The following is a 20,173-nucleotide window of genomic DNA, read 5'->3' as shown; positions in this document are numbered from 1 at the left end:
ACGAGGCGCGCATGCTCGCCGATTGGCCCTCTCTCCTCTTCAACGCCCTCGGCTGGGGGATGGCGACGTTCCTGGTCGCGGCCGGGCTGACGCTCGTCTTCGGGATCCTGCACGTCCTGAATTTCTCGCATGGCGGCTTCTTCATGATCGGCGCCTACCTGGCGTTCACGATCAGCGCGGCCGTCGGATCGACGAGCCTCATCGCCTTCCTGGGGGCGAGCCTCGCCGCCGCCCTCGTGGTCGGTCTCCTGGGTCTCGTGGTCGACCGCGCCGTGTTCCGGCGCCTGGCGCAGGTCGACGGGGCCTACGTGCTCGTCGCGACCTACGCGCTCCTGCTCGTCTGCAACGGCGCGGTGAAGCTGATCTGGGGACTCAACGTGCAGAGCGCCCAGCCGCCGGCGGCTTTGTTCGAGGTCACGGTCCTCGGCGACCTCGTGATGCCGCACTACGCGATGTTCGTGATTGCGGCCGGGATCGTGGTCTATCTCGCGCTCGAATGGCTGCTGAACCTGACGGCGGCCGGCAAGCTGATCCGCGCCATCGCGGCGGATCCCTGGATGGCGCAGCTGCTCGGCGTCAATGTCGGGCTCGTCTATTCCGCCACCGTCGCGCTCGGCTTCGCCCTCGCGGGGCTCGCGGGCGGGTTCCTGGTCGCCAACCAGAGCCTGTCGCCGGACCTCGCGGGCATCTTCATCATCCAGGCCTTCGGCGTCGTCATCATCGGGGGGATGGGCTCGATCCGTGGCGCCTTCCTGGCCTCGCTGCTCCTCGGCCTCGTCGACAGCTTCGGGACGGCCCTCCTCCCCGACATGCCAGGAATCCTGTTCTTCGTCGCCCTCGCCGTCCTCCTCCTCGTCAGGCCGCAGGGCCTCCTCGGATCCGGGCGGCTGGCATGACGCGCGACCGCTCCCCCGCCCCCGCCTTCCTGCTGACGCTCGCTCTCCTCGTCGGCTGCGCGCTGGCGCTCCCGGCCTTCGTGAACCGCGGCGTCGTCTTCATGGCGGGCATCGTGGCGATCAACGTCGTCCTCGGGCTCTCCTACAACTTCCTGTTCTCGACGGCGGGGCTCCTGTCCTTCGGGCAGGCCGCCTTCTCGGCGGCGGGCGCCTACGCGACGGCGCTCCTGCTCCTGAACGCGCCGACCGTGCCCTTCCTGCTCGTCCTCCTGATCTCCGCGCTCGTCGGGGCAGTCCTGGCCGTCCTGATCGGTGTCATCGCTTTGCGCCGCACCGAGGGCGTCTACTTCGCGATCCTCACCCTCGCCTTCAGCGAGCTCGTCCACGCCGTCATCGCCAAGACGCGCTTCTTCGGCCGCAACGACGGGCTGACCGGGATCCCGCGCCCCACGCTCTCCTACGGCTTCGGGGCGATCGATCTCGGCCCGGGCGACCGCTACTACGCGTTCGTGGTCGTGGCGGCAGCGCTCGTGACGGCCGTCCTGTGGTGGATCACGCAGTCTCGCCTCGGGCGCTCGCTGCGGGCCGTGCGGCTCGACCCGATGCGCGCGGCCTTCCTCGGCATCGACGTCCGGCGGCGGCGCCTGCAGGCCTTCGCGATCGCCGGCGCCGCGACGGGAATCGCCGGGGGCCTCGGAGCGCCGCTCACCTCGCTCGTGAGCCCCGACCTCGCCCATTGGGCGGAATCGACGAAGCCGATCCTGTTCACGCTCCTGGGCGGGGCCGGGACGTTCTGGGGACCGGCCGTCGGGGCGCTCGTCTACGCCGCCGTCGAGTACGGCACGCGCAGCCTCGCCGGCGCGTCCGACCTGATCACCGGCGGGCTGCTCCTGGGCGTCGTGCTGGCGGTGCCCGGCGGTATCCTCGGCGTCGCGGTGAGGCTGCTGCGCCGCCGGGACCCGGCACGGTCGCGCGCGGCAGAGCGGGGAGAGCCGGCCGCGCCCGCCGTCGCCACGAGAGCGGCGCCGGCCGGAGGTGCGTCATGACGAGCAGCCTGTCTGTCCAGGGGCTGTTTGCCGGATACGGCCGGACCACGATCCTCAAGGACGTGTCGATGGAGGTCGCGACCGGCGAGCGCCACGTGGTGATCGGCCCCAACGGAGCGGGCAAGACCACGTTCTTCCGCTCGCTTTGCGGCGAGGTGCCGGCCATGGCGGGCCGCATCCTGTTCGAGGGGCGGGACGTCACGGCGCTCGCGGGCTTCCGGCGCGTGCGGGCCGGGATCGGACGGTCATTCCAGGTGGCGCGGATCTTCGGCGAGATGACGCCGGTCGAGAACGTCGTGGTGGCGATCGAGGCGCGCGCGCCTGAGAACAGCCACGGTCGCCCAAGCTTGCGGGTCCGCCCGCGGCTCGAGACCGTCGACGAGGCGGCCGCCATGCTGGCCGATCTCGGCCTCGACCCGCGCGAGGCATCCCCGGCCACCATCCTCAGCCACGGCGACAAGAAGCGCCTGGAGCTCGCCATGATGCTGGCATTGCGGCCGCGCCTGCTCCTCCTCGACGAGCCGACCGCCGGGATGGCATCGGGCGACCGCAGGGCGTCTGTCCGGCTCGTCGAGCGGATCGTCCGGGAGACCGGCGCCACCCTCGTCCTGACCGAGCACGACATGGACGTGGTCTTCCAGATCGGCACGCGGATCAGCGTGCTGCATTACGGCGAGATCGTCGCCTCGGGCACGCCCGACGAGGTGCGGGCGAACGCCTTCGTGCGCGACATCTATCTCGGCCGGGGCGGGCGTCATGGCTGAACGCGAATGGGATGATCGCGCGCAGCCGATGCTGGAGGTCGGTCCGCTGGACGCCTTCTACGGCGACAGCCACGTCCTACACGGCGTCTCCCTCGCGGTCGGGGCCGGCGAGGGCGTGGCCCTGCTCGGACGCAACGGAGCCGGCAAGTCGACGCTCCTCAAGGCGCTGCTCGATGCCGGACCCCGCACGGTCGGGCCGGTCCGGTTCGAGGGCCGACCGCTGGACGGCCTGCCGACGCACCGCCGCGCACGGCTCGGCCTTTCGCTGGTGCCGGAGGACCGGCGCATCTTCGGCCACATCTCGGTGGCCGAGAACCTCGAACTCGCCGCCCATGCCTGCGGGCCCGGCGTCGTACCGCGCAAAGTCGCCGAGGTCGCTGCCTTGTTCCCGCTGCTCCAGCCGATCCTGGACCGGGGCGGCGCGCGGCTCTCGGGCGGGCAGCAGCAGATGGTGGCGGTCGGGCGCGGCCTCGTGCCCAGGCCGAAGCTGCTGCTGCTCGACGAGCCGGCCGAAGGGCTGGCGCCGCTGATCGTCGAGGACTTGGCGCGGGAGATCGCGCGGGTGCGCCGGGCCGAGAACCTCGCTCTGCTCGTGACCGAGCAGAACGTCGACTTTGCCCGCGCCTGCACCGACCGTCTCTACCTGATCGACTCGGGCACCATCGTGTTCTCCGGGGATTGGGCCGCCTTCGACGCACGGCCGGAGCTCGAGAGCGAGTATCTCGCGCTGTAAGGACCAGGACCATAAAGGATCTCGGACCATGAAGGATCTCGGGGGCTGGGAGACGCGGATCGATGAGGGCGAGATCGTGCGCTGGCGCGAGAGCGGCGCGTGGCGCGCCCGCACGATCGCCGAGGACGCCCGCGACTGGGCGGTCCGCGAGCCGGACCGGATCTGCGCCCGGACGGCCGACGACGCTCTCACCTACGGCGAGGCCCTCGTGCGGGCCGAGCGGCTCGCGGCCGGCCTGTGGGGCCTCGGTCTGCGCCCCGGCGACGTGCTCGGCTTCCAGCTGCCGAACTGGCTCGAGGCCGTCGCGGTCGATCTCGCCTGCGCGCTGATCGGGGTGGTGGTGGTCCCGATCGTGCCGATCTACCGCGGCGCGGAGGTCGCGCAGGCGCTCGCCGATTGCCGGGCCAAGGCGATGATCGTGCCCGAGCGCTTCCGAAACTTCGACTACGCGGCGATGCTGCGCGGCCTCGCCCCGTCGCTGCCCGACCTGAAGCACCGGATCGTCGCGCGCGGCGAGGCCAGGGCGGGCGAGATCGCGCTCGACGACCTGATGCGGGAGGGGGGCGCCGCCGTCCCGTGGCCGGCGCAGCGGGCCGAGGCCGTCAAGATGATCCTGTACACGTCGGGCACGACCGGCCGGGCGAAGGGCGTGCTCCACACCCACGAGACGATGCCGCGCTCGCTGGAGCGCTGCCTCGACCATTGGGGCCTGCGGCCCGGCGATGTCTCGCTGATGCCCTCGCCCGTGACCCACATCACGGGGTTCAGCTGGGGTCTGGAGATGCCGTTCTACCACGGCGTGGGCACGGTCCTGATGGAGCGCTGGCAGGGCGACGAGGCCGTCGCCCTCATCGATCGCCACGGCGCGGCGGTCACGGTCGGGGCGACGCCGTTCCTCGCCGAACTCGTGGAGGCGGCGGAGCGTGCGGGCTCCCGCCTGCCCTCGCTCAAGGTCTTCGCCTGCGGCGGCGCTGCGGTCCCGCCGGGCCTCGTGCGGCGCGCTAATGCGTGCTTCGCGAACGGGCGTGCCTGCCGCGTCTACGGCTCGACCGAGGCCCCGATGGTGACGCTCGGCTGGGTCGGGGACGGGACGGCGGACCTCGCGGCCGAGTCCGACGGCAAAATCGTGGATTACGACACGCGGGTCGTCGACGAGGCGGGCGCAGCCGTCGCGCCCGGGCGGGAGGGCGAGTTCCAGGTCCGCGGCCCGGCGCTGTTCGCCGGCTACGCCGATGCGCGGGAGACCGAGGCCGCCTTCACGGCGGACGGCTGGTTCCGGATGGGCGACATCGGCTTCGTCTCGCCGGAGGGGGCCGTCGTCGTCACCGGGCGCAAGAAGGACCTGATCATCCGCGGCGGCGAGAACATCTCGGCCAAGGAGATCGAGGATGCCCTGCATCGGCACCCCGGCGTGCGGGAGGTCGCCATCGTGGCGATGCCGCATCCACGGCTCGTCGAGACGGTCTGCGCCTTCGTCGTCCCGGCGCAATCCGGCGCACCGGACCTGGCCGAGCTGGCGCGGCACCTGGAGCGGGCCGGCCTCGCCCGGCAGAAGATCCCCGAACACCTCGAGATCGTCGAGGCGTTGCCGCGGACGGCCTCGGGCAAGATCAAGAAGGACACCCTGCGCGGCATGATCGCGGACGTCGTCTCCAAGCGGGCCGTGCCCGCGTGAGCGAGGACCATGGTGCCGGGAAGGGTGTCGCCGAGGACGGTCCGGCGGAGGTTCCGGACGGCAAGGCTTCCGGCGCGCGCAAGCGGCCGAGCACGCGCCGCCAGCTCGCCAAGAACGAGGCGACGCGGGCGGCCCTCATCGAGGCGGCCGGCCGGGTCGTCGGCCAGCATGGCTATGCGGGGGCCTCCATCGCCCGGATCACCGCCGAAGCGGGGATTGCGCACGGCGCCTTCTACCTTCACTTCGCGAGCCGGCAGGCCCTGTTCGACGTCCTGCTGCTCGAGATCGGCAACGACATGCTCGACGCGATCAGCGCCGCCATCCGCGACAGCCTCTCGCTCGAGGAGATCGAGCGCCGGGGCATCACGGCCAACTTCGCCTACCTGGCGCAGCGCCCGGAGATCGACCGGGTGATGAACGAAGCGGAGGTGGTCGCGCCCGAGGCGTTCACCCGCTTCATGCAGCAGATCCAGGAGCGCTACCGGCGCTCCCTGATCCGGAGCCGCAAGGCGGGCGAGCTGCGAGGCTTCTCGGACGAGGAGATCGAGGTCGTCGCCGCGCTGCTCACCGGCGCGCGCTCCTACCTGCTCAGGCTCTTCGCCCGCAGCGGCGGCACCGACATCCACCCGCTCGCCGAGAAGCACATCGACGTCTATCTCGATGTCTTCCTCAATGGGCTCAGCGCGCGATCCCCGAAAAACAAGAACAGAGACTGAGTGATGGGAGGACGAACGATGAACAATGTTCGGAACGGTCTGGTCGCGATCACGGCGGCGGGCAGCATGATCGTTGCGGTCGAGGCGCGGGCGGCCGAGCCGGCCGACTTTCACGGGACCTGGAAGCTGCGCTCGGTCTCCGCCTGGGTCGACGGCCGCGAGGTCAATCCGGCCGCCTACGGTCAGCACCCGACAGGCTTCATCCACTACCTCCCGGGCGGCCGCATGGCAGCGGTAATCTCCTACGACGGGCGCAGGCCGATGAGGGGCGACCGGCTCAAGGCGGCGGAGTCCGAGAAGGCGGAAGCCTATGCGAGCTTCCTGGCCTATGCGGGGACGTTCCGCGTCGAGGGCGACAAGGTCATCCACCACGTCGAGGCCTCGGCCTACCAGAACGACGTCGGGTCGGAGCAGGTCCGCTTCTTCCGGCGCGACGGGGACACGCTCCACCTCGAGAGCGTCCCGCTGATGCGGGACGGCAAGCCGCAGGTCTACAAGCTGATCTGGGACCGCCTGCCCGACCGCTGAGCCGACGCGCACTCAGGCAAACCTTCACCCGACAGAGCCAGAACGGACACGAGACCATGACGAGAACGGTGGCGATCGCGGCGGGCGTCCGTACGGCGATCGGAGGCTTCGGCGGCTCCCTGGCGGGGCACACGCCGGGCGAACTCGGCGCTCTGGTCGTCGCAGAGGCACTGAAGCGGTCCGGGATCGGCGGTGAGGCCGTCGGGCACGTCGTCTTCGGCAACGTCGTCCTGACGGAGTCGAAGGATGCCTACCTCGCCCGCGTCGCGGCCCTGAACGGCGGCATCCCGCAGGAGGTGCCGTGCATGACGCTGAACCGCCTCTGCGGCAGCGGCGTCCAGGCCATCGTGTCGGCCGCGCAGTCGATCATGCTGGGCGACACGGATGTGGCCGTCGCGGGCGGGGCCGAGAGCATGAGCCGCGCTCCCCACCTGATCCAGGCCGCGCGCTTCGGCCAGAAGATGGGCGACGTCGCGGCGACCGACCACCTGACCGGCATCCTGACCGACCCCTTCGGCCACGGCATCATGGGGATCACCGCCGAGAACGTGGCGGAACGCTACGGCGTGAGCCGGACCGACCAGGACGCGCTCGCCCTCGAGAGCCAGCGCCGCGCCCAGGCCGCCATCGCGGCGGGACGCTTCGACGAGCAGATCCTGCCCATCGAGGTCCGCAAGGGCCGCGAGACCATCGCGTTCCGGACCGACGAGCATCCCAAGCGCGACGCGACGGCGGAAGGCCTGGCGGCCCTGCGTCCGACATTCAAGCGGGACGGCACAGTCACGGCCGGCAATTCCTCCGGCATCAACGACGGGGCGGCAGCGCTCGTTCTGGTCGAGGAGGCGAGAGCCGAGGCCGACGGCCTGCCGATCCTCGCGCGGATCGTCGGCTACGCGCATGCCGGCGTCGATCCGTCCGAGATGGGAATGGGGCCGGTTCCGGCCGTGCAGCGCCTCCTCGACCGGACGGGCCTCTCGATGGCCGATTTCGACGTCATCGAGTCCAATGAAGCCTTCGCCGCCCAGGCCTGCGCGGTGTCGCGGGCGCTCGGCTTCGACGCGGCGAAGCTGAACCCGAACGGGGGCGCCGTCGCGCTCGGCCACCCGGTCGGGGCGACAGGAGCGATCCTCGCCGTGAAAGCAGCCTACGAGCTCAAGCGTCTCGGCGGCGGCTTGGCGCTCGTGACCATGTGCATCGGTGGCGGTCAGGGCATTGCGCTCGCCATTCGGCGGTGAGCCACCTCGAAGTCGGCCTGTCGCGATGGACCGTCGATTCGTGCCCGAGAAGGCTGACCATCCGGTCGTTGCTCGCTCATCGCGCATCGAGCGTGAAATCGAGTGTTCCACGCTATAGTCGATCGTCGTGGCTCTTGACGTCCACGAACAGGTCCGCTGGGCCCGCGCGCCAGCATCGCGCGGTCGTGACCCCCGGCGCGAGGCGCTGGCGAGGGGGTCGGTGATAGCGCCCGTGGTCCGGCGCATCGGCCGTTGCTGCCGCCTCAATTCGGCGGCACTTGATTCCCGGAGCGTGACGGCAATCCTGAAGGCGCGCTGCGCCCGGGCTGGGCTCGAGCCGGTGCTGGTCTCCGCCACACGACCTGCAATCCGGGTTCATGACCGAGGCTGGCCGGCAGGGCGTGCGGCTGACCGAAGCGATATCGCTGTCACAGCACCGCTCAGTGCAGAAGGCCGCTCGTCGGCGAACCATACGCTCGACAAGCGGAGTTATGCTAGAGTTGCGAGTCTCTGCTTTGCGCCGCTTCCGGACGTTCGACGAGCGCTGGCGGAGTGACCGCTTCTCATTCAGCATCCGACCTCATGATAGCAGACGCGTCGCGGCTCCAGCCCTCGAACAGCGACCGTGATGCGGAGCCTGCGGTCGAGTGCGAGCTGACCACACGGATCGATGCGGGGCGGCTTTCAAGGATCCAAGAACAAGCCGAGCGGCAGGCGACGGAGGCTGCAGCGTGGCGTTAACACGACGACGTTCAATGTGCTGCCGACTCGCAGGCGCAGGTCGACACCGAGAGCTCAGCTCTCCTCAGGCGAGAGGACGAAGCGCCTCTGACGCACGCCTCGTTCAACCCATTCGATGCACCACAGCAATCGATGATGGAGACAATTCGATTAAAATCGCGCCAATGAATTGTTACAATCTGATTTATTTGAATTTTCGGGGCACAAATCTTTATAAACGGATTTTGATAAGTGTTTTTATCTGATAATAGGTGAGATTGAACCATTATCTCTTATTAATTAATGCAGTACAGTATAAAAAATGCTTAAGGTGCGGCCGTGTGGTGGACTGGGTTGAGGTAGCGCCATCGAACGGGTCCGTTCGATGGCGCTGTGGATTCGATCAAGCCGCAAGCTCGCTTCATGACCGACTGCCTGATCGAATTAGAGACTGCTAGGCGCTGGGCGAGCGGCCTTTATTTTGAAGGACGACTGAGATTTCAGTCGGTACCTAAATACCCTGATTGATCTCGCTCAATCGGCGCTCCTGACGTGAGATCAGCGCATCGATCTCGGCGATGTCGGCATTCGACAGCGCGGAAGCTGGCTTCCGGGCGGCAGCAGACGCGATGGCGCCCCGCTTGGCCAAGATATGCTTCCTGATTGCCAGACCGTGCCCCGGTTGCTGCTCGTACCTGGCAAGAGGGAGATACGCATCGAAGATGTCTCGTGCCCTTTCCGCATCACCCGCCGCGAAATTCCTGCAGACCTCGATCATCATCTCCGGATAACCGAAGCCCGTCATCGCGCCGTCGGCGCCTCGCGCGAGTTCTTCCGTGAGGAAGAGGCCGCCGTTCCCGACGAGGATCGAGATGCGGCGGGATCCGGCTGCGCTCGCCTTGCGCAAGGCCGTGATCTTCGCGAGCCCCGGCCAATCCTCGTGCTTCAGCATCACACAGGTGGGGTGATTCTCGACGATCCTCAGAATGACGTCGGGCGAGATCTGCACCGTGGTTGAGAGAGGAAAGTCCTGGAGAACGAACGGTGTGTCGGGTCCGAGCGTGTCCGCGACCATGCCGTAATAGGAGACGATCTGATCGTCCGTCCGCACCGTCGACGGGGGGGCCACCATCACGCCGGACGCGCCGTCGCCCATGACGCTCGCACTCAGCTCCCTCATCGCGGCAAATCCCGGGGCGGAGACACCGACGACGACCGGCACGCGGCCGTCGACGCGGGCCAGCACCCTGCGGACGAAGGTGCGCGATTCCTCCGCCGTCAACTTCGGCGCCTCACCCATCATCCCGAGGATGGTCAGCCCCGACGCCCCCTTCTCGAGATAGAAGTCCACCATCCGATCGGTGCTGGACAAGTCGAGTTCGCCGTTGTCCTTGAACGGGGTCACCGCGATGACATAGACGCCCTTGGCGGCTTCGGTCAGAAGCGACATCAGTTTGCTCCTCTTGCAAGATCGTTGGTCGTGCGGCTGCCTGGCAGCAATTTGCCGGGATTCAATCGTCCGCGCGGGTCGAGCAGGGCCTTGATCGACGTCATGAGGTCGAGCTCGACCGGGGATTTGCAGCGCTCCATCTCGGAGACGCGAAGCTGACCGATGCCGTGCTCCGCGCTGATCGAGCCGCGCTGGCGGCGTGTCTCGTCATGGACTAGGGCCTGTTGTCGCTTGAACTCTCTGCGAGGATGAGCGTTTCCCCGCTTTGAGCGAGGAGACACGATGCTGACGGACGCTCAGTGGGCCGAACTGGAACCGCTGGTGGAAGCCTGCCGGCCCAAAGGCAAGACGCCGCCCCAAGAGCTGCGCCGCACGATCTCAGCCATCCTCTGGCGGCATCACAACGGCGCCTCTTGGAGGGCCATTCCAGCCGAGTTGGGTCCCTGGTGGCAGGCCGCCCAGATCTTCATCCGCTGGGCGCGCGCCGGCGTCTGGGAGCGGCTGCTCGACCTCGTGCAGAGCCGCGGCGTCGCGCTGGGCATGGTGTTTCTCGACGGCACGAACATTCGAGCCCACCAGAAGGCGGCGGGCGCGGCCAAAAGGGGGGATCTGGAGCCGAGCGAGACCATCGTGAAGCTCTTGGCCGCTCGCGTGGCGGCTATGGCACCAAGGCCTGCGTGATCGCCGATGGACGGGGCCGCCCCGTCGGTTTCCGCCTCGCGCCCGGTCAGGCGCATGAACTGCCCCACGCCCTTCCGCTGCTCGATCAACTGCCCGGGGTGCCGAAGTGGGTGGTGGCCGACCGTGGCTTCTCCAGCCACGGCTTTCGCGAGGCGATCTGGACCGCCGGGGCCCGGCCCGCGATCCCGACCAAGAGCAACGAGGCCCCGCTCGCCTGTCCTGACTGGATCTACACCAATCGCAACATCGTCGAGCGACTGTGGGCGCGCCTCAAGGAATGGCGGGCCGTTGCCACACGCTACGAGAAGACTGCCGTCAGCTTCATGGGCGTCCTCTGCCTCGCCGCTACGCTCCTCTGGATCAAGTGACGACAGGCCCTAGCCGGGTGAGGGCCGGCATCTCGGCCGTCCACCGTCCCTGATCGAGGCCGACGGGGGGCAGCAGATTGTAGTGAAGGTTGCCGTCGCCGAGATGCCCGAACACGATCGGGCGCACCCCGGGCAGCGCGGCCTTCACCCCAGCATCGGCGAGCGCCACGAACGCGCCCAAGGCCGCGGTCGGCACCGACACATCGTGTTTCGCGGCCATCCCCTCCCGGACGAGGGCCTCGGACACGCCTTCGCGGATCCGCCAGAAAGCTTTGGACTGCGTGCCGTCCTGCGCGAGGGCGCCATCCAGTACGAGGCCCGACTCGATCGTACTCGCGAGAACCTCTTCCAGGCGCCCGATCAAGGCCACCTCGTCGTCGGTGTCGGACAGTTCCATCAGGACGGCTGCGGGTGGCAGGGTTTCGAGCGGAAGGCGTGTGCCCGACACGTGCTTGAGGATCAGGGCGATCGTGTCCCCGGTCATGAACTCGAACGCCGTTAGGCGGTCGCCGCCTCTGGCTCTCACGATGGAGAGAAGGGCGAGAGCGGCATTGACGTCCTGCACCGCGACGAAGGCGGTCGCGCGCGCGCGCGGCACCGGAAACAGCTTCAGCACGGCGCCCGTGATGACGCCGAGGGTGCCTTCCGACCCGATAAAAAGGTCGCGCAACGCGTAGCCCGTGTTGTCCTTGCGCAGAGCCGTCAATCCGTCCCAAACTCGTCCGTCGGACAGCACTACCTCCAGCCCCAGCGTCAGCTCGCGCATGGTCCCGTAGCGCAGGACGGCGACGCCACCGGCATTGGCAGCCAGGTTGCCGCCGATCGTGCAGCTCCCCTCGGCGCCGAGGCTGAGGGGAAAGAAGCGGTCTGCGGTGCTCGCGGCGGTGTGAACGTTGGCAAGGACGACGCCTGCATCGACAGTGATGGTGTTTCCGACGGGATCGACCGCCCTCACGCGGTTCATCCGGGCCAGGGACAGCAGCACGGCCTCGCCCGTCCGGTCCGGGGTCGCGCCTCCCGAGAGGCTGGTGTTGCCCCCCTGGGGTACGACCGGGACATTCCATTCGGCGCACAGTGCCATGACGGCCGACACCTCGTCGACGGATCCCGGCCGCACGACGGCGAGGGCGCGCCCCCGATACTTGCCGAGCCAATCGGTCAGGAAAGGTGTCTGCTCCTCCCCGAGTATGACGTTGTGCTCGCCGACGATGGCAGCGAGTTGTGCGATCACATCGCTCACGGATTGTCTCCCTTGAACTATGTTTCGCGACAGCAGACACAGGAAGACGAAGGCAATTCTGCCGTCAGCCGTCCCTGCGTGCAATGTCGCTCCGTCAGACGAATTTTATCTCGAGCCGGGCATCGACTCAGGTGCAGTACGAGATCGGTCTCGACCAAGGCGCAAACTCGCCGAACATCCCGGGCGAGCCGCTCGGTGGATTTGCGTTGGCGGACCAACAATGATTTCGCCGAAATTCTGACTGTACCGAAGATTTTTTAACGCGGATCCGGCATTAATTTTAGCGATACTTCTTAAGTCTCACGATGTACGAGGGCTGTCACAGCAGCTCGGCACCGAAATTTCGACGAGGGTCCATGTCGGCGACGAGCCTGCCGGTCGGCTCGGCCGCCCAGCCGCCCTGGCGACCGAGCCATCGTCCGGATCCGGGGATGGCCTTGCATGCGCCGTCGGCGATGATCTCCTCGCCACGGCGCAGGACCCGCTCCGGCCAGCCGCGAACGACCGTGCCGGCGAAGGGGGTGAACCCCGTGCGGTCGTGCATGAGGTCATCGCTGATCGTGACGGTCCGCTCCGGATCCCAGATGGCGATATCCGCATCGTAGCCCGGGAGCAGGGCGCCCTTTCCCGGCAGGTTGTAGATGGCCGCCGGCGCGGTGGCGGTCAGCCGGACGAAGCTTTCGAGCCCCCTCCCCTCGAATTCGGGCCGGCCGCGGGACACGAGTGCATCGAAGAGCAGCGGCAGGCGCGTCTCGAGCCCGGGCATCCCGTTCGCGATCTGCTTGAAGGTCGGATTGGGGCCTGCCGCGAGCTTTCCGGTCTCGTCGAGGCGGTAGGGCGCATGGTCGGAGGTGACGGTCTGAAGGTCGCCAAGCGCCAGCGCCTGCCAGAGCGCGGTCTGGTCGGCCACCTCGCGCGTCGGCGGCGAGCACATCCACTTCGCCCCCTCGACGCCGGGCCGGTCGAGATCGTCCTTTGTCATGAACAGGTATTGCGGGCAGGTCTCGGCGAAGACCTTCAACCCGCGCCCGCGGGCCTGGCGTATGACGGCGGCTCCTTCCGCCGTCGAGACGTGGAAGACCATGATCGGCTGATCGAGCAGCTCGGCCGCGGTAATGAGCCGGTTGATGGCCTCCGCCTCCGATCCGCGAGGATGGCTGATCGCATGGTACTTCGGTGCGGAATAACCCTTCTCGACCAGCCGTTTCCCCATCCAGGCGATCATCCCGTGGTTCTCGGCGTGGACGCAGACCAGGGCACGGTTCTGCCGCGCGGTGAGAAGTAGGTCGAGCAACGGCTCGTCGTCGACCTTGATGAGATCGTAGGTCATGAAAACCTTGATCGACGCATGCCCCTCCCGGATCAGGGCCGGCAGGTCGGTCTCGATGGTCTTGCGGTCGGGATTGGCGACGATCAGGTGGAATGCGTAGTCGATCAGGGCGCCGCGCCGTCCCAACGCCGCGTAGTCGTCGACGACCTTGCGCAGGTCGAGGCCCCGGTGCTGCGCGGCGAACGCGATCAGCGTCGTGTTGCCGCCGAAGGCGGCCGAGGTCGTGGCGCTCTCGAAGGTGTCCGCATTCATCAAGCCGTTGGCGGAGACCTGCTCGACATGGGCATGGGTATCGATGCCGCCGGGCAGGACGAACTTGCCGGTGGCGTCGATCTCGCGCGCTCCGGCCGGCAACCCGAGGCCGACCGCCGCGATCCTGCCGTCCTTGACGGCGACGTCGGCCGGGAAGGAGGCGGTCGCGGTACCGACGGTCCCGCCGCGAATGACAAGGTCGTAATCGGACATCGTTGTTCCCCCCTCGTCAGGAGACCGACACGGTACCGACGGCCATGGCGACGGCGGCCTGGGTCGGGTCGATCACCGGCACGCCGAGCGCGTCCTCCAGCGGACGGCGGTGGCGGGCCATTCCGGCGCACCCCATGACGATGACGCCAGCGCCATCGAGCGCCTTCAGCTGGGCGCCGACCTCGATCATCCGAGCCAGCGTCCCCTCGCCGGACGCGCTCTCCGCGACCGACATCTCGAGCGGACGTTCTCCGGCCAGGCGTTCGAGCAGACCCATCTGGCGCAAGTAGCGGATGTGGCGCGGGATCGAGGCCGACTTGATCGCGATCACGCCGAACCGATCGGCGCGGGTCAAGGCGGTCAGCACGCCGCATTCGGCGATGCCGAAGACGGGCTTGGCCGTTCCCTCGCGCGCCACATGCAATCCGGGATCGGAGTAGCACGCGATCACGAAGGCATCGGCGTCGGTGGCGGCCTCGATCCGGCGGCGTAACGGCAGTGCGACGCCGTCGACATGCGCTTGCGTCTCGATTCCGGGCGGGCCCTCCGGGAGGCTCTCGCACACGATCTCCGGTCCTTCCGCGAAGGACAGCGGCAGCAGGGCCTGACGGAGCCCCTCGGTCACGACCTCGTTGGAATTCGGGTTGATCACCAGGATCCTGCGACGGCTGGACATCGTCACTCCCTTGAGTGAAATGCGTTCAGGGATGGAGGAAGCGGGCAATCAGCCGATCTCGCGGGACACCCAGTCCGCGAGGATCGTGCAGGCCGCGAGGAAGTCGTCGGTCTCCATGGCCTCGTTCGGATTGTGGCTGCCGTGCTCGTTGCGCACGAACAGCATTGCGATCGGGACGCCGGCCGCCGCGAAGGCCGCGGCATCGTGCGATGCCGGGCTGCCGAGGGGTATCGTGCGGATCCCGAGGCGCTCGGCACCGGCCGCGAGGGCCGAGGAGATGGCGGGATCGACCGCTCCGACGGCCGCGCTCGCCCGCGTCCCCAGTTCGAAGCGCACGGTCCGACGCGCCTCGATCTCGCCGATCCGGGCCAGCATGGCCGCCTCGAGCCGCGCGAGGATTCCGGGATCGTATGCGCGCATGTCGAGGCTGAAGCAGAAGCTGCCGGGCACGGTGGTGAGCCCGTGCATGGTCGGGTCGGTGTGAAAGCGACCGAAGGTGATCGCCATCGGGATGCCGGCTGCCTCCTCGCGCGCCCAAAGGTCGTCGAGCGCCGCGGCGAGGTCGACGGCCGCCATGGACGCATCGCGCCTGAAGCGGCGGGGCGTACCGACGTGATCGTGGCGGCCCACGACGCGCGCGTCGGGGTAGCGGACGTTGCCCGGCACGCCGGTGCAGACGGCGACCGGAACACCGGATTCGACCAGGGTGGCGGCCTGCTCGATATGGACCTCGAGGAAGGCCCGGAGGGTTGCGGGATCGAGATGGCGTGCACCGGCTCGGATCGCCTCCGGATCGCCTCCCGCCTCCGCGATGTGAGCGGCGAGGGTCCGGTCGCCGTCGATGCGCCGCGCCTCGAGCGCTGCGGCCGGAAGCGTGCCGAGGGCCGAGCGGCTGCCGATGTAGGAGACCTGGAACCAGACGCTCTCTTCCGCCCGGATGCCCATCACGGTGACGTCGCAGCGCGGCGTGACGCCCAGCCGGCACAAGGCTTCGATGGCGACGAGACCCGCCACGACCCCGGCAGCCCCGTCGTAGTTCCCGCCGTGCGGGACGCTGTCGAGATGGGAGCCGATCACCAGGCGCGGTGCCGTTCGGTCGCGACCCGGCAGCGTGACGTAGGTGTTCGCGGCGGCGTCCCGCTCCACCAGGAGGCCACGGGCACGACCATGCTCGGCCAGCAGGCGATGGGCGAAGTCCTCGCCGGGACCGTACGTGTCGCGCGTGATCCCGGGATTGCCGTTGGTGGCCAAGGCGAGGGCCTTGAAGAAATCTCCGACGAGCCCTCTCTGCGCCTGGACCGCAGCGATGAGGTCCGATTCGGCAGGGGCAGCCCGGGGAATCGATGATCGGGTGGGTAGCATCACGAATTCCAGGTTGCGGCCGGAGCGCTCCGACCCATCGTTGCGAACGGCGCGAAGTCGACGTCTCGGCCGTGACCGCGCCGACGAAGGATGGCTGCGCGGACAGGGCGTGTTCGCGGCCGATGACGCCGCCTCCCGGCCTTCCTTCACCGGCGCCGCTCGCCTGCGCCTCTCGAAACCGGCAGGCCGCGCGTGGATTGCGACGGTCATCTTGCCGACGCATTCTCCAGACGGCTCACGATCCGCACGACCGGCCACAGCATGACGAAGTAAATGATGGCGGCCAGGACGAGGGGAGAATTGTTGAACGTCAGGGATCTCGCCATGTCGGCCGAGTAGAGCGTTTCCTGCAAGGAAACAACGCTCGCGAGCGATGTCAACTTCACGACCTCGACCGTGTTGGAGATCAAGTCCGGCAGGACGTTTCTCAACGCCTGCGGAAGAACGACCCAAGCGAACGTCTGATCGGCGCGAAGCCCGGTCGATCTCGCCGCCTCCCACTGCGCGTTGGGGACGCTCTCGATCCCGGCCCTGATGACCTCGCCGTAATACGCGGCATTGTTGAGGAAGAACGCGATCGAGACGGCAACCAGGGGTGACAACCGGAGCCCGAGGAACGGCAAGCCGGAGTAGATCAGGATCAGCAGAACGAGGGGCGGAAGCGCACGCATGAGGTCGACGAGGAGCGCTAGCCCACGGCGCAGGATGGCGCTCCTGGCCATGCTGCCGGCCGCGACCAGGATCCCGCCCAGGATCCCGAGCGGGATGACCAGCACGCAGATCAGCAGCGTAGTCTTCAAGCCCTCCAGGATCAGGGGCAGGGCCTTCGACATGATGTCGAGGTTGAAGAATTGCTGCGAGAGGATGTCCATCAGTGACGCCTCCAGGCGAACCGCCCCTCGACCCACCGGCCGAAGCCGATGATCGGGATGAAGAGGACAAGATAAGCGAAGGCGCCCATCATAAGCGGCGTCGCGTTCCCCGAGAACGAGACGGCCGTCGTGGCCTGATTGATGATCTCGGGTACGCCGATGACGGTTCCGAGTGCGGTGTTCTTGGTGATCGATATGGTTCTGTTGGTCAGCGGCGGAATGGCGAGGCGCAAGGCCTGGGGCAGGACCACGTAGACCAGAGCCTGGATTTCAGTCAGCCCGGTTGATCGGGCGGCCTCGCGTTGTCCCTTCTTGACGGAGATGAGGCCGGCCCAGACGATCTCCTCGACGAAGGCTGCCAGCACCGCGGACAGCACGAGCCAAATGACGGCGAAGCCCGGTATGTCGATGCCGACACTCGGCAGGCCGAAATAGACCAGCAGGACGAGGACGAGGGGCGGCACGGCCCGGGCGATGTCAACGAAGAACAGCAGCGGCCATTTCAGCCACCGGCCGAAGATCCAGCGGAGGACCGCGAGCCCGATCCCCGCGGTGATCCCCGTGAGGACGACGAGCGCCGCGATCTCCAGCGTGACCACCGCGCCCATGAGAACCGCAGGCCACGTCGCCAGGATCTGCTGGGGGTTGAAGAAGGTGTCGATGAAATGATCCATCGGCGATCTTTCAGCGATCTTCGTTCGAGACGAACGCGCGCGTCCGCGGCTGGGCGTCCGGCCCGAAGATCTGCGCCGGAGGACCCTGCTCGACGACGACCCCGCCCTCCATGAAGACCACCCGATCGGCCGCCTCCCGGGCGAACCGCATCTCGTGGCTCACGACCAGCATGGTCATTCCCGCTTCCCGCATGCTGCGCATCGTCGCCAGCACGCTGCCCACCAGCTCCGGATCGAGCGCGGAGGTCGGCTCGTCGAAGAGCATCATCTTCGGCTCCAGCGCCAACCCCCGCGCGATCGCGACGCGCTGCTGCTGCCCGCCGGAGAGCTCGGCGGGATAGGCGTCAGCCTTGTGCGCCAGACCCACCCGCTCGAGCGCCGCCATCGCGATCGCCTTCGATTCCAGCCGCGACTTTCCCAGCACCTTGCGCAGGGCGAGCGTCACGTTCGAAAGCGCGGTCATGTGGGGGTAGAGATTGAAGGACTGGAACACCATCCCGATGCGCCGCCTCAGGGCGTTCACGTCGAGCGTGCGGTCCAGCACCTCCGCCCCGTCGAACCGGATCGAGCCGCTCGTCGCCTCCTCGAGGCGATTGCAGCAGCGCAGCAGCGTGCTCTTGCCGGAGCCGGACGGGCCGATCAAGAAAACGAGCTCGCCCGGAGACACGTCGACATTGATGCTCCTGAGAACCTCGAGGCTCCCGAACTTCTTCGACACGTCGCGAATCTGCAGGAGAGGCTCGACGCGCGAAAGCTCGGCTGCAGTACCGGGATCGCGGATCGGACGGAACAGCTCGACGCTCGGCATGTCAGCCTCGGCACGCCGCAGCGTGGGGAGTCGGATCGTAGTTCGGCATGCCCGGAACGCCGTAGCCCGTGTCGACCGTGACGGACACCGCGCCCGCCGCAGGCTTGACGCCGAACCACTTCTCGTGAAGCGCCGCGATGGTGCCGTCCGCCTTCAGGCACTCGATGGCCTGGTCGAGATCCTTGCGAAGTGCGACTGCGTCCTTCCGCAAGGCGATCGCCCAGACGAAACCGGTCGAATGAAGCAACGAGAGCTGGATCTGAGGGTTGTTCTTCGCGGCCCATTGCAGGACGGTGCTGCCGGCGACGTTGGCGAATGCCCGGTTCGCCAGCACGGCCTGGACGGCATCCGTCTGGGTTCCGTACGATTCGACCTTCCAGCCGATCTTGTCGGCCATCTCGCGGGCCCAGCTATCGTACGACGATCCCTTGTTCACCGCGACGACCTTGCCGCGAAGGTCCTCGAGCTTCGTGATCAGGGGCGCGCCCTTCTTCGTCACGAACTGGAAATCGCTGTTCAGGTAGCCTTCGGTGAACAGGAGATTCTCGGCACGTTCCTTGTTCACCGTGACGGGGGCGACGAGAAAGTCGTAGGTCCCGGCCTGGAGCGCCGGGATGAGACCGGAAAACTGGGCGGTGTCGACCGTGACCGGCCGTCCCAGCTTCTTGCCCAGGGCCTCCGCCAGATCGACGTTGAAGCCCTCGATCCCGCCCGACAGCTTCGGCATCGCATGCGGCGCGAACGTCCCGTCGACGGCCGTTCTCAGAGGGGTCTGGGCCACCGCAGCCTGAGCGGCCAGCATCGCGAAACCGGCGGCCGCCAGCATGCTTCTCATCGCAACTCTCCGTGCTGTCTCTCACGATGATTGAGCCGCGACCCGAGTTCGTGCAACCGCCTCACTATAAAGAAACTTGCGTTTCTATAGCCCTTGGCTATAGTCGGATAAATTTGAGGCACGTGCCAATAAAATGCTCAATCTGCGACAGCTCCAAATTTTTCGTGAGTTGATACAGTGTCAGACGACTGTATCCGTTGCGCAAAGTCTTGGATTATCCCAGCCAACGGTCAGCAATGCGATCAAGCACATGGAGAGCCAGCTCGGATTCACGCTTTTCGAGCGGAGCGGCAACCGGCTGGCTCCGACGCAGGAGGCGATGGATATCTACAGGGACAGCGAGCCGATATTCAAGATGATGCTGTCGTTCTCCAAAAGACTTGCCGATGTCCGCGATACTCGTGTCGGATCCTTGCGCCTGCTGGCGACGCCTCCGATCGCGAACGCCGTCGTTCCTTCGGCGCTGAGAAGCTTCAAGAGCACGCGCCCGGATGTCAGCGTGACGTTCGACGTCCATCGCACCGAGGGGGTGATCGACGGCGTCGAGAGCGGTCGTGCCGATCTCGGGGTTTCACTCGAGCCCTATGTGCGGCCCGGCCTGGAATTCGAGCTGATCGGGACCGGGCAGATGGTCTGCGCCTTCCAGCCCGGGCATCCCATCGGAGCAAATCACGAAATATCCGAGGACCTGATCAGGGCGTACCCGCTCATCTGCTACGAGACGGACACCCGATTTGGCTCTCTTCTTCGGAGAGAGTTTTTCAACAAGCCTCCTTCAGAGGGCTCGATCGAGGTTCAATACTCGTATACGGCTTGCCTGCTCGCGGAGGCCGGGCTTGGAGTCGCGTTGGTCGACTCGTTCACGAGCATCCATGGCAGCCGGTACAAGATCGAAGTCCGGCCGCTGCGACCCAGCGTCAGTGTCGATGCCTATGCAATCTATCAGAAGTCGCGTGCTCCGAAGCGGCTGGTCCGCGCCTTCATCGATCAACTCAAACTGGCCATCGCCGAACAGTCGTGAGGTGGTGAGCGAGATGTGCGGCGGCGAGCACGCATCCGGATCGCTTACGACGACGATCACGCACCGACGCGATCGGCG

20 protein-coding genes and 1 pseudogene are annotated in these 20,173 nt (G+C 67.5%); 10 read left to right on the top strand and 11 right to left on the bottom strand.

Annotated features, from left to right (window positions below; all coding sequences use genetic code 11):
- The first annotated feature begins 11 nt into the window (after positions 1 to 11).
- From DA075_RS19095 to bktB, 8 genes are read left to right on the top strand one after another with little or no spacing between them, the layout of a single operon-like run.
- Positions 12 to 896 carry a branched-chain amino acid ABC transporter permease gene (locus tag DA075_RS19095; protein ID WP_099954551.1) on the top strand — a complete coding sequence of 295 codons (885 nt, stop codon included), beginning with the start codon at positions 12 to 14 and terminating at the stop codon, positions 894 to 896.
- Positions 893 to 1,942 (top strand): branched-chain amino acid ABC transporter permease, encoded by a 1,050-nt coding sequence (locus DA075_RS19090; RefSeq protein WP_099954550.1) that lies wholly within the window; start codon positions 893 to 895, stop codon positions 1,940 to 1,942. Before DA075_RS19095 ends, DA075_RS19090 begins: the two co-directional genes overlap by 4 nt.
- Positions 1,939 to 2,706, top strand: coding sequence for an ABC transporter ATP-binding protein (locus DA075_RS19085; RefSeq protein ID WP_099954549.1), 768 nt, complete (start codon positions 1,939 to 1,941; stop codon positions 2,704 to 2,706). Before DA075_RS19090 ends, DA075_RS19085 begins: the two co-directional genes overlap by 4 nt.
- A complete protein-coding gene (locus tag DA075_RS19080; protein ID WP_244936215.1) occupies positions 2,699 to 3,439 on the top strand; it encodes an ABC transporter ATP-binding protein in 741 nt (246 codons plus the stop codon). Before DA075_RS19085 ends, DA075_RS19080 begins: the two co-directional genes overlap by 8 nt.
- Positions 3,440 to 3,467: 28 nt before the next feature.
- Positions 3,468 to 5,114: an AMP-binding protein gene (locus tag DA075_RS19075; protein WP_099954547.1), complete on the top strand. Its 1,647-nt coding sequence runs from the start codon at positions 3,468 to 3,470 to the stop codon at positions 5,112 to 5,114.
- Positions 5,111 to 5,830, top strand: a complete 720-nt coding sequence (locus tag DA075_RS19070; RefSeq protein WP_099954546.1) for a TetR/AcrR family transcriptional regulator — start codon at positions 5,111 to 5,113, stop codon at positions 5,828 to 5,830. Before DA075_RS19075 ends, DA075_RS19070 begins: the two co-directional genes overlap by 4 nt.
- Before the next feature lie 18 nt (positions 5,831 to 5,848).
- The gene (locus DA075_RS19065; RefSeq protein WP_164712397.1) at positions 5,849 to 6,358 is read left to right on the top strand and encodes a lipocalin-like domain-containing protein; all 510 of its coding nucleotides are present in this window, start codon (positions 5,849 to 5,851) and stop codon (positions 6,356 to 6,358) included.
- Positions 6,359 to 6,414: 56 nt separating this feature from the next.
- Entirely contained in the window at positions 6,415 to 7,593 is a 1,179-nt protein-coding gene (bktB, locus tag DA075_RS19060) for a beta-ketothiolase BktB (RefSeq protein ID WP_099954544.1), read from the top strand.
- Positions 7,594 to 8,824: 1,231 nt separating this feature from the next.
- Here bktB and DA075_RS19055 read toward each other — a convergent pair.
- The 3 genes and pseudogenes from DA075_RS19055 to DA075_RS38575 form a co-directional block, all read right to left on the bottom strand.
- The gene (locus tag DA075_RS19055; RefSeq protein ID WP_099954543.1) at positions 8,825 to 9,763 is read right to left on the bottom strand and encodes a dihydrodipicolinate synthase family protein; all 939 of its coding nucleotides are present in this window, start codon (positions 9,761 to 9,763) and stop codon (positions 8,825 to 8,827) included.
- The gene (locus tag DA075_RS38580; RefSeq protein ID WP_420813164.1) at positions 9,763 to 9,867 is read right to left on the bottom strand and encodes an FAD-linked oxidase C-terminal domain-containing protein; all 105 of its coding nucleotides are present in this window, start codon (positions 9,865 to 9,867) and stop codon (positions 9,763 to 9,765) included. Before DA075_RS38580 ends, DA075_RS19055 begins: the two co-directional genes overlap by 1 nt.
- 3 nt (positions 9,868 to 9,870) lie before the next feature.
- Positions 9,871 to 10,044: pseudogene (locus DA075_RS38575) on the bottom strand (FAD-linked oxidase C-terminal domain-containing protein); the annotation flags it as partial.
- Position 10,045: 1 nt separating this feature from the next.
- On the opposite strand from DA075_RS38575, the gene DA075_RS19045 reads away from it, so the two are divergent.
- Positions 10,046 to 10,812 (top strand): IS5 family transposase gene (locus DA075_RS19045; protein ID WP_099952440.1). Its coding sequence is split into 2 segments (ribosomal slippage): positions 10,046 to 10,361 and positions 10,361 to 10,812, totalling 768 coding nucleotides; the frame shifts between segments, so codons are not numbered across the junction.
- Here DA075_RS19045 and DA075_RS19040 read toward each other — a convergent pair.
- The 8 genes from DA075_RS19040 to DA075_RS19005 all read right to left on the bottom strand — a co-directional run bounded on the left by DA075_RS19040 (position 10,805) and on the right by DA075_RS19005 (position 19,065).
- Positions 10,805 to 12,052 (bottom strand): FAD-binding oxidoreductase, encoded by a 1,248-nt coding sequence (locus DA075_RS19040; RefSeq protein WP_099954541.1) that lies wholly within the window; start codon positions 12,050 to 12,052, stop codon positions 10,805 to 10,807. The two genes, DA075_RS19045 and DA075_RS19040, sit on opposite strands and share 8 nt — an antisense overlap.
- A 319-nt stretch (positions 12,053 to 12,371) precedes the next feature.
- Positions 12,372 to 13,847, bottom strand: a complete 1,476-nt coding sequence (hydA, locus tag DA075_RS19035) for a dihydropyrimidinase (RefSeq protein ID WP_099954540.1) — start codon at positions 13,845 to 13,847, stop codon at positions 12,372 to 12,374.
- 16 nt (positions 13,848 to 13,863) lie between these two features.
- Positions 13,864 to 14,523 (bottom strand): aspartate/glutamate racemase family protein, encoded by a 660-nt coding sequence (locus DA075_RS19030; protein ID WP_174800101.1) that lies wholly within the window; start codon positions 14,521 to 14,523, stop codon positions 13,864 to 13,866.
- A 48-nt stretch (positions 14,524 to 14,571) separates the two neighbouring features.
- Positions 14,572 to 15,774, bottom strand: a complete 1,203-nt coding sequence (locus tag DA075_RS19025; RefSeq protein WP_244936214.1) for a hydantoinase/carbamoylase family amidase — start codon at positions 15,772 to 15,774, stop codon at positions 14,572 to 14,574.
- A 317-nt stretch (positions 15,775 to 16,091) separates the two neighbouring features.
- Positions 16,092 to 16,757, bottom strand: a complete 666-nt coding sequence (locus tag DA075_RS19020; RefSeq protein ID WP_099954537.1) for an amino acid ABC transporter permease — start codon at positions 16,755 to 16,757, stop codon at positions 16,092 to 16,094.
- Positions 16,757 to 17,431, bottom strand: a complete 675-nt coding sequence (locus tag DA075_RS19015) for an amino acid ABC transporter permease (protein ID WP_099954536.1) — start codon at positions 17,429 to 17,431, stop codon at positions 16,757 to 16,759. The genes DA075_RS19020 and DA075_RS19015 overlap by 1 nt, the downstream gene beginning before the upstream one ends.
- Positions 17,432 to 17,441: 10 nt before the next feature.
- Complete coding sequence (locus tag DA075_RS19010) at positions 17,442 to 18,239, bottom strand: amino acid ABC transporter ATP-binding protein (protein WP_099954535.1); 798 nt, start codon at positions 18,237 to 18,239, stop codon at positions 17,442 to 17,444.
- A gap of 1 nt (position 18,240) precedes the next feature.
- A complete protein-coding gene (locus DA075_RS19005) occupies positions 18,241 to 19,065 on the bottom strand; it encodes a transporter substrate-binding domain-containing protein (protein ID WP_210206990.1) in 825 nt (274 codons plus the stop codon).
- Positions 19,066 to 19,207: 142 nt separating this feature from the next.
- Here DA075_RS19005 and DA075_RS19000 point away from each other — a divergent pair, with 142 nt between their 5' ends.
- Positions 19,208 to 20,095, top strand: a complete 888-nt coding sequence (locus tag DA075_RS19000; protein WP_099954533.1) for a LysR family transcriptional regulator — start codon at positions 19,208 to 19,210, stop codon at positions 20,093 to 20,095.
- The last annotated feature ends 78 nt before the right edge of the window (positions 20,096 to 20,173 follow it).

The sequence above is a fragment of the Methylobacterium currus genome (assembly GCF_003058325.1).
Classification (GTDB): Bacteria; Pseudomonadota; Alphaproteobacteria; order Rhizobiales; family Beijerinckiaceae; genus Methylobacterium; species Methylobacterium currus.
This window is presented reverse-complemented; position numbering and strand designations above follow the sequence as displayed.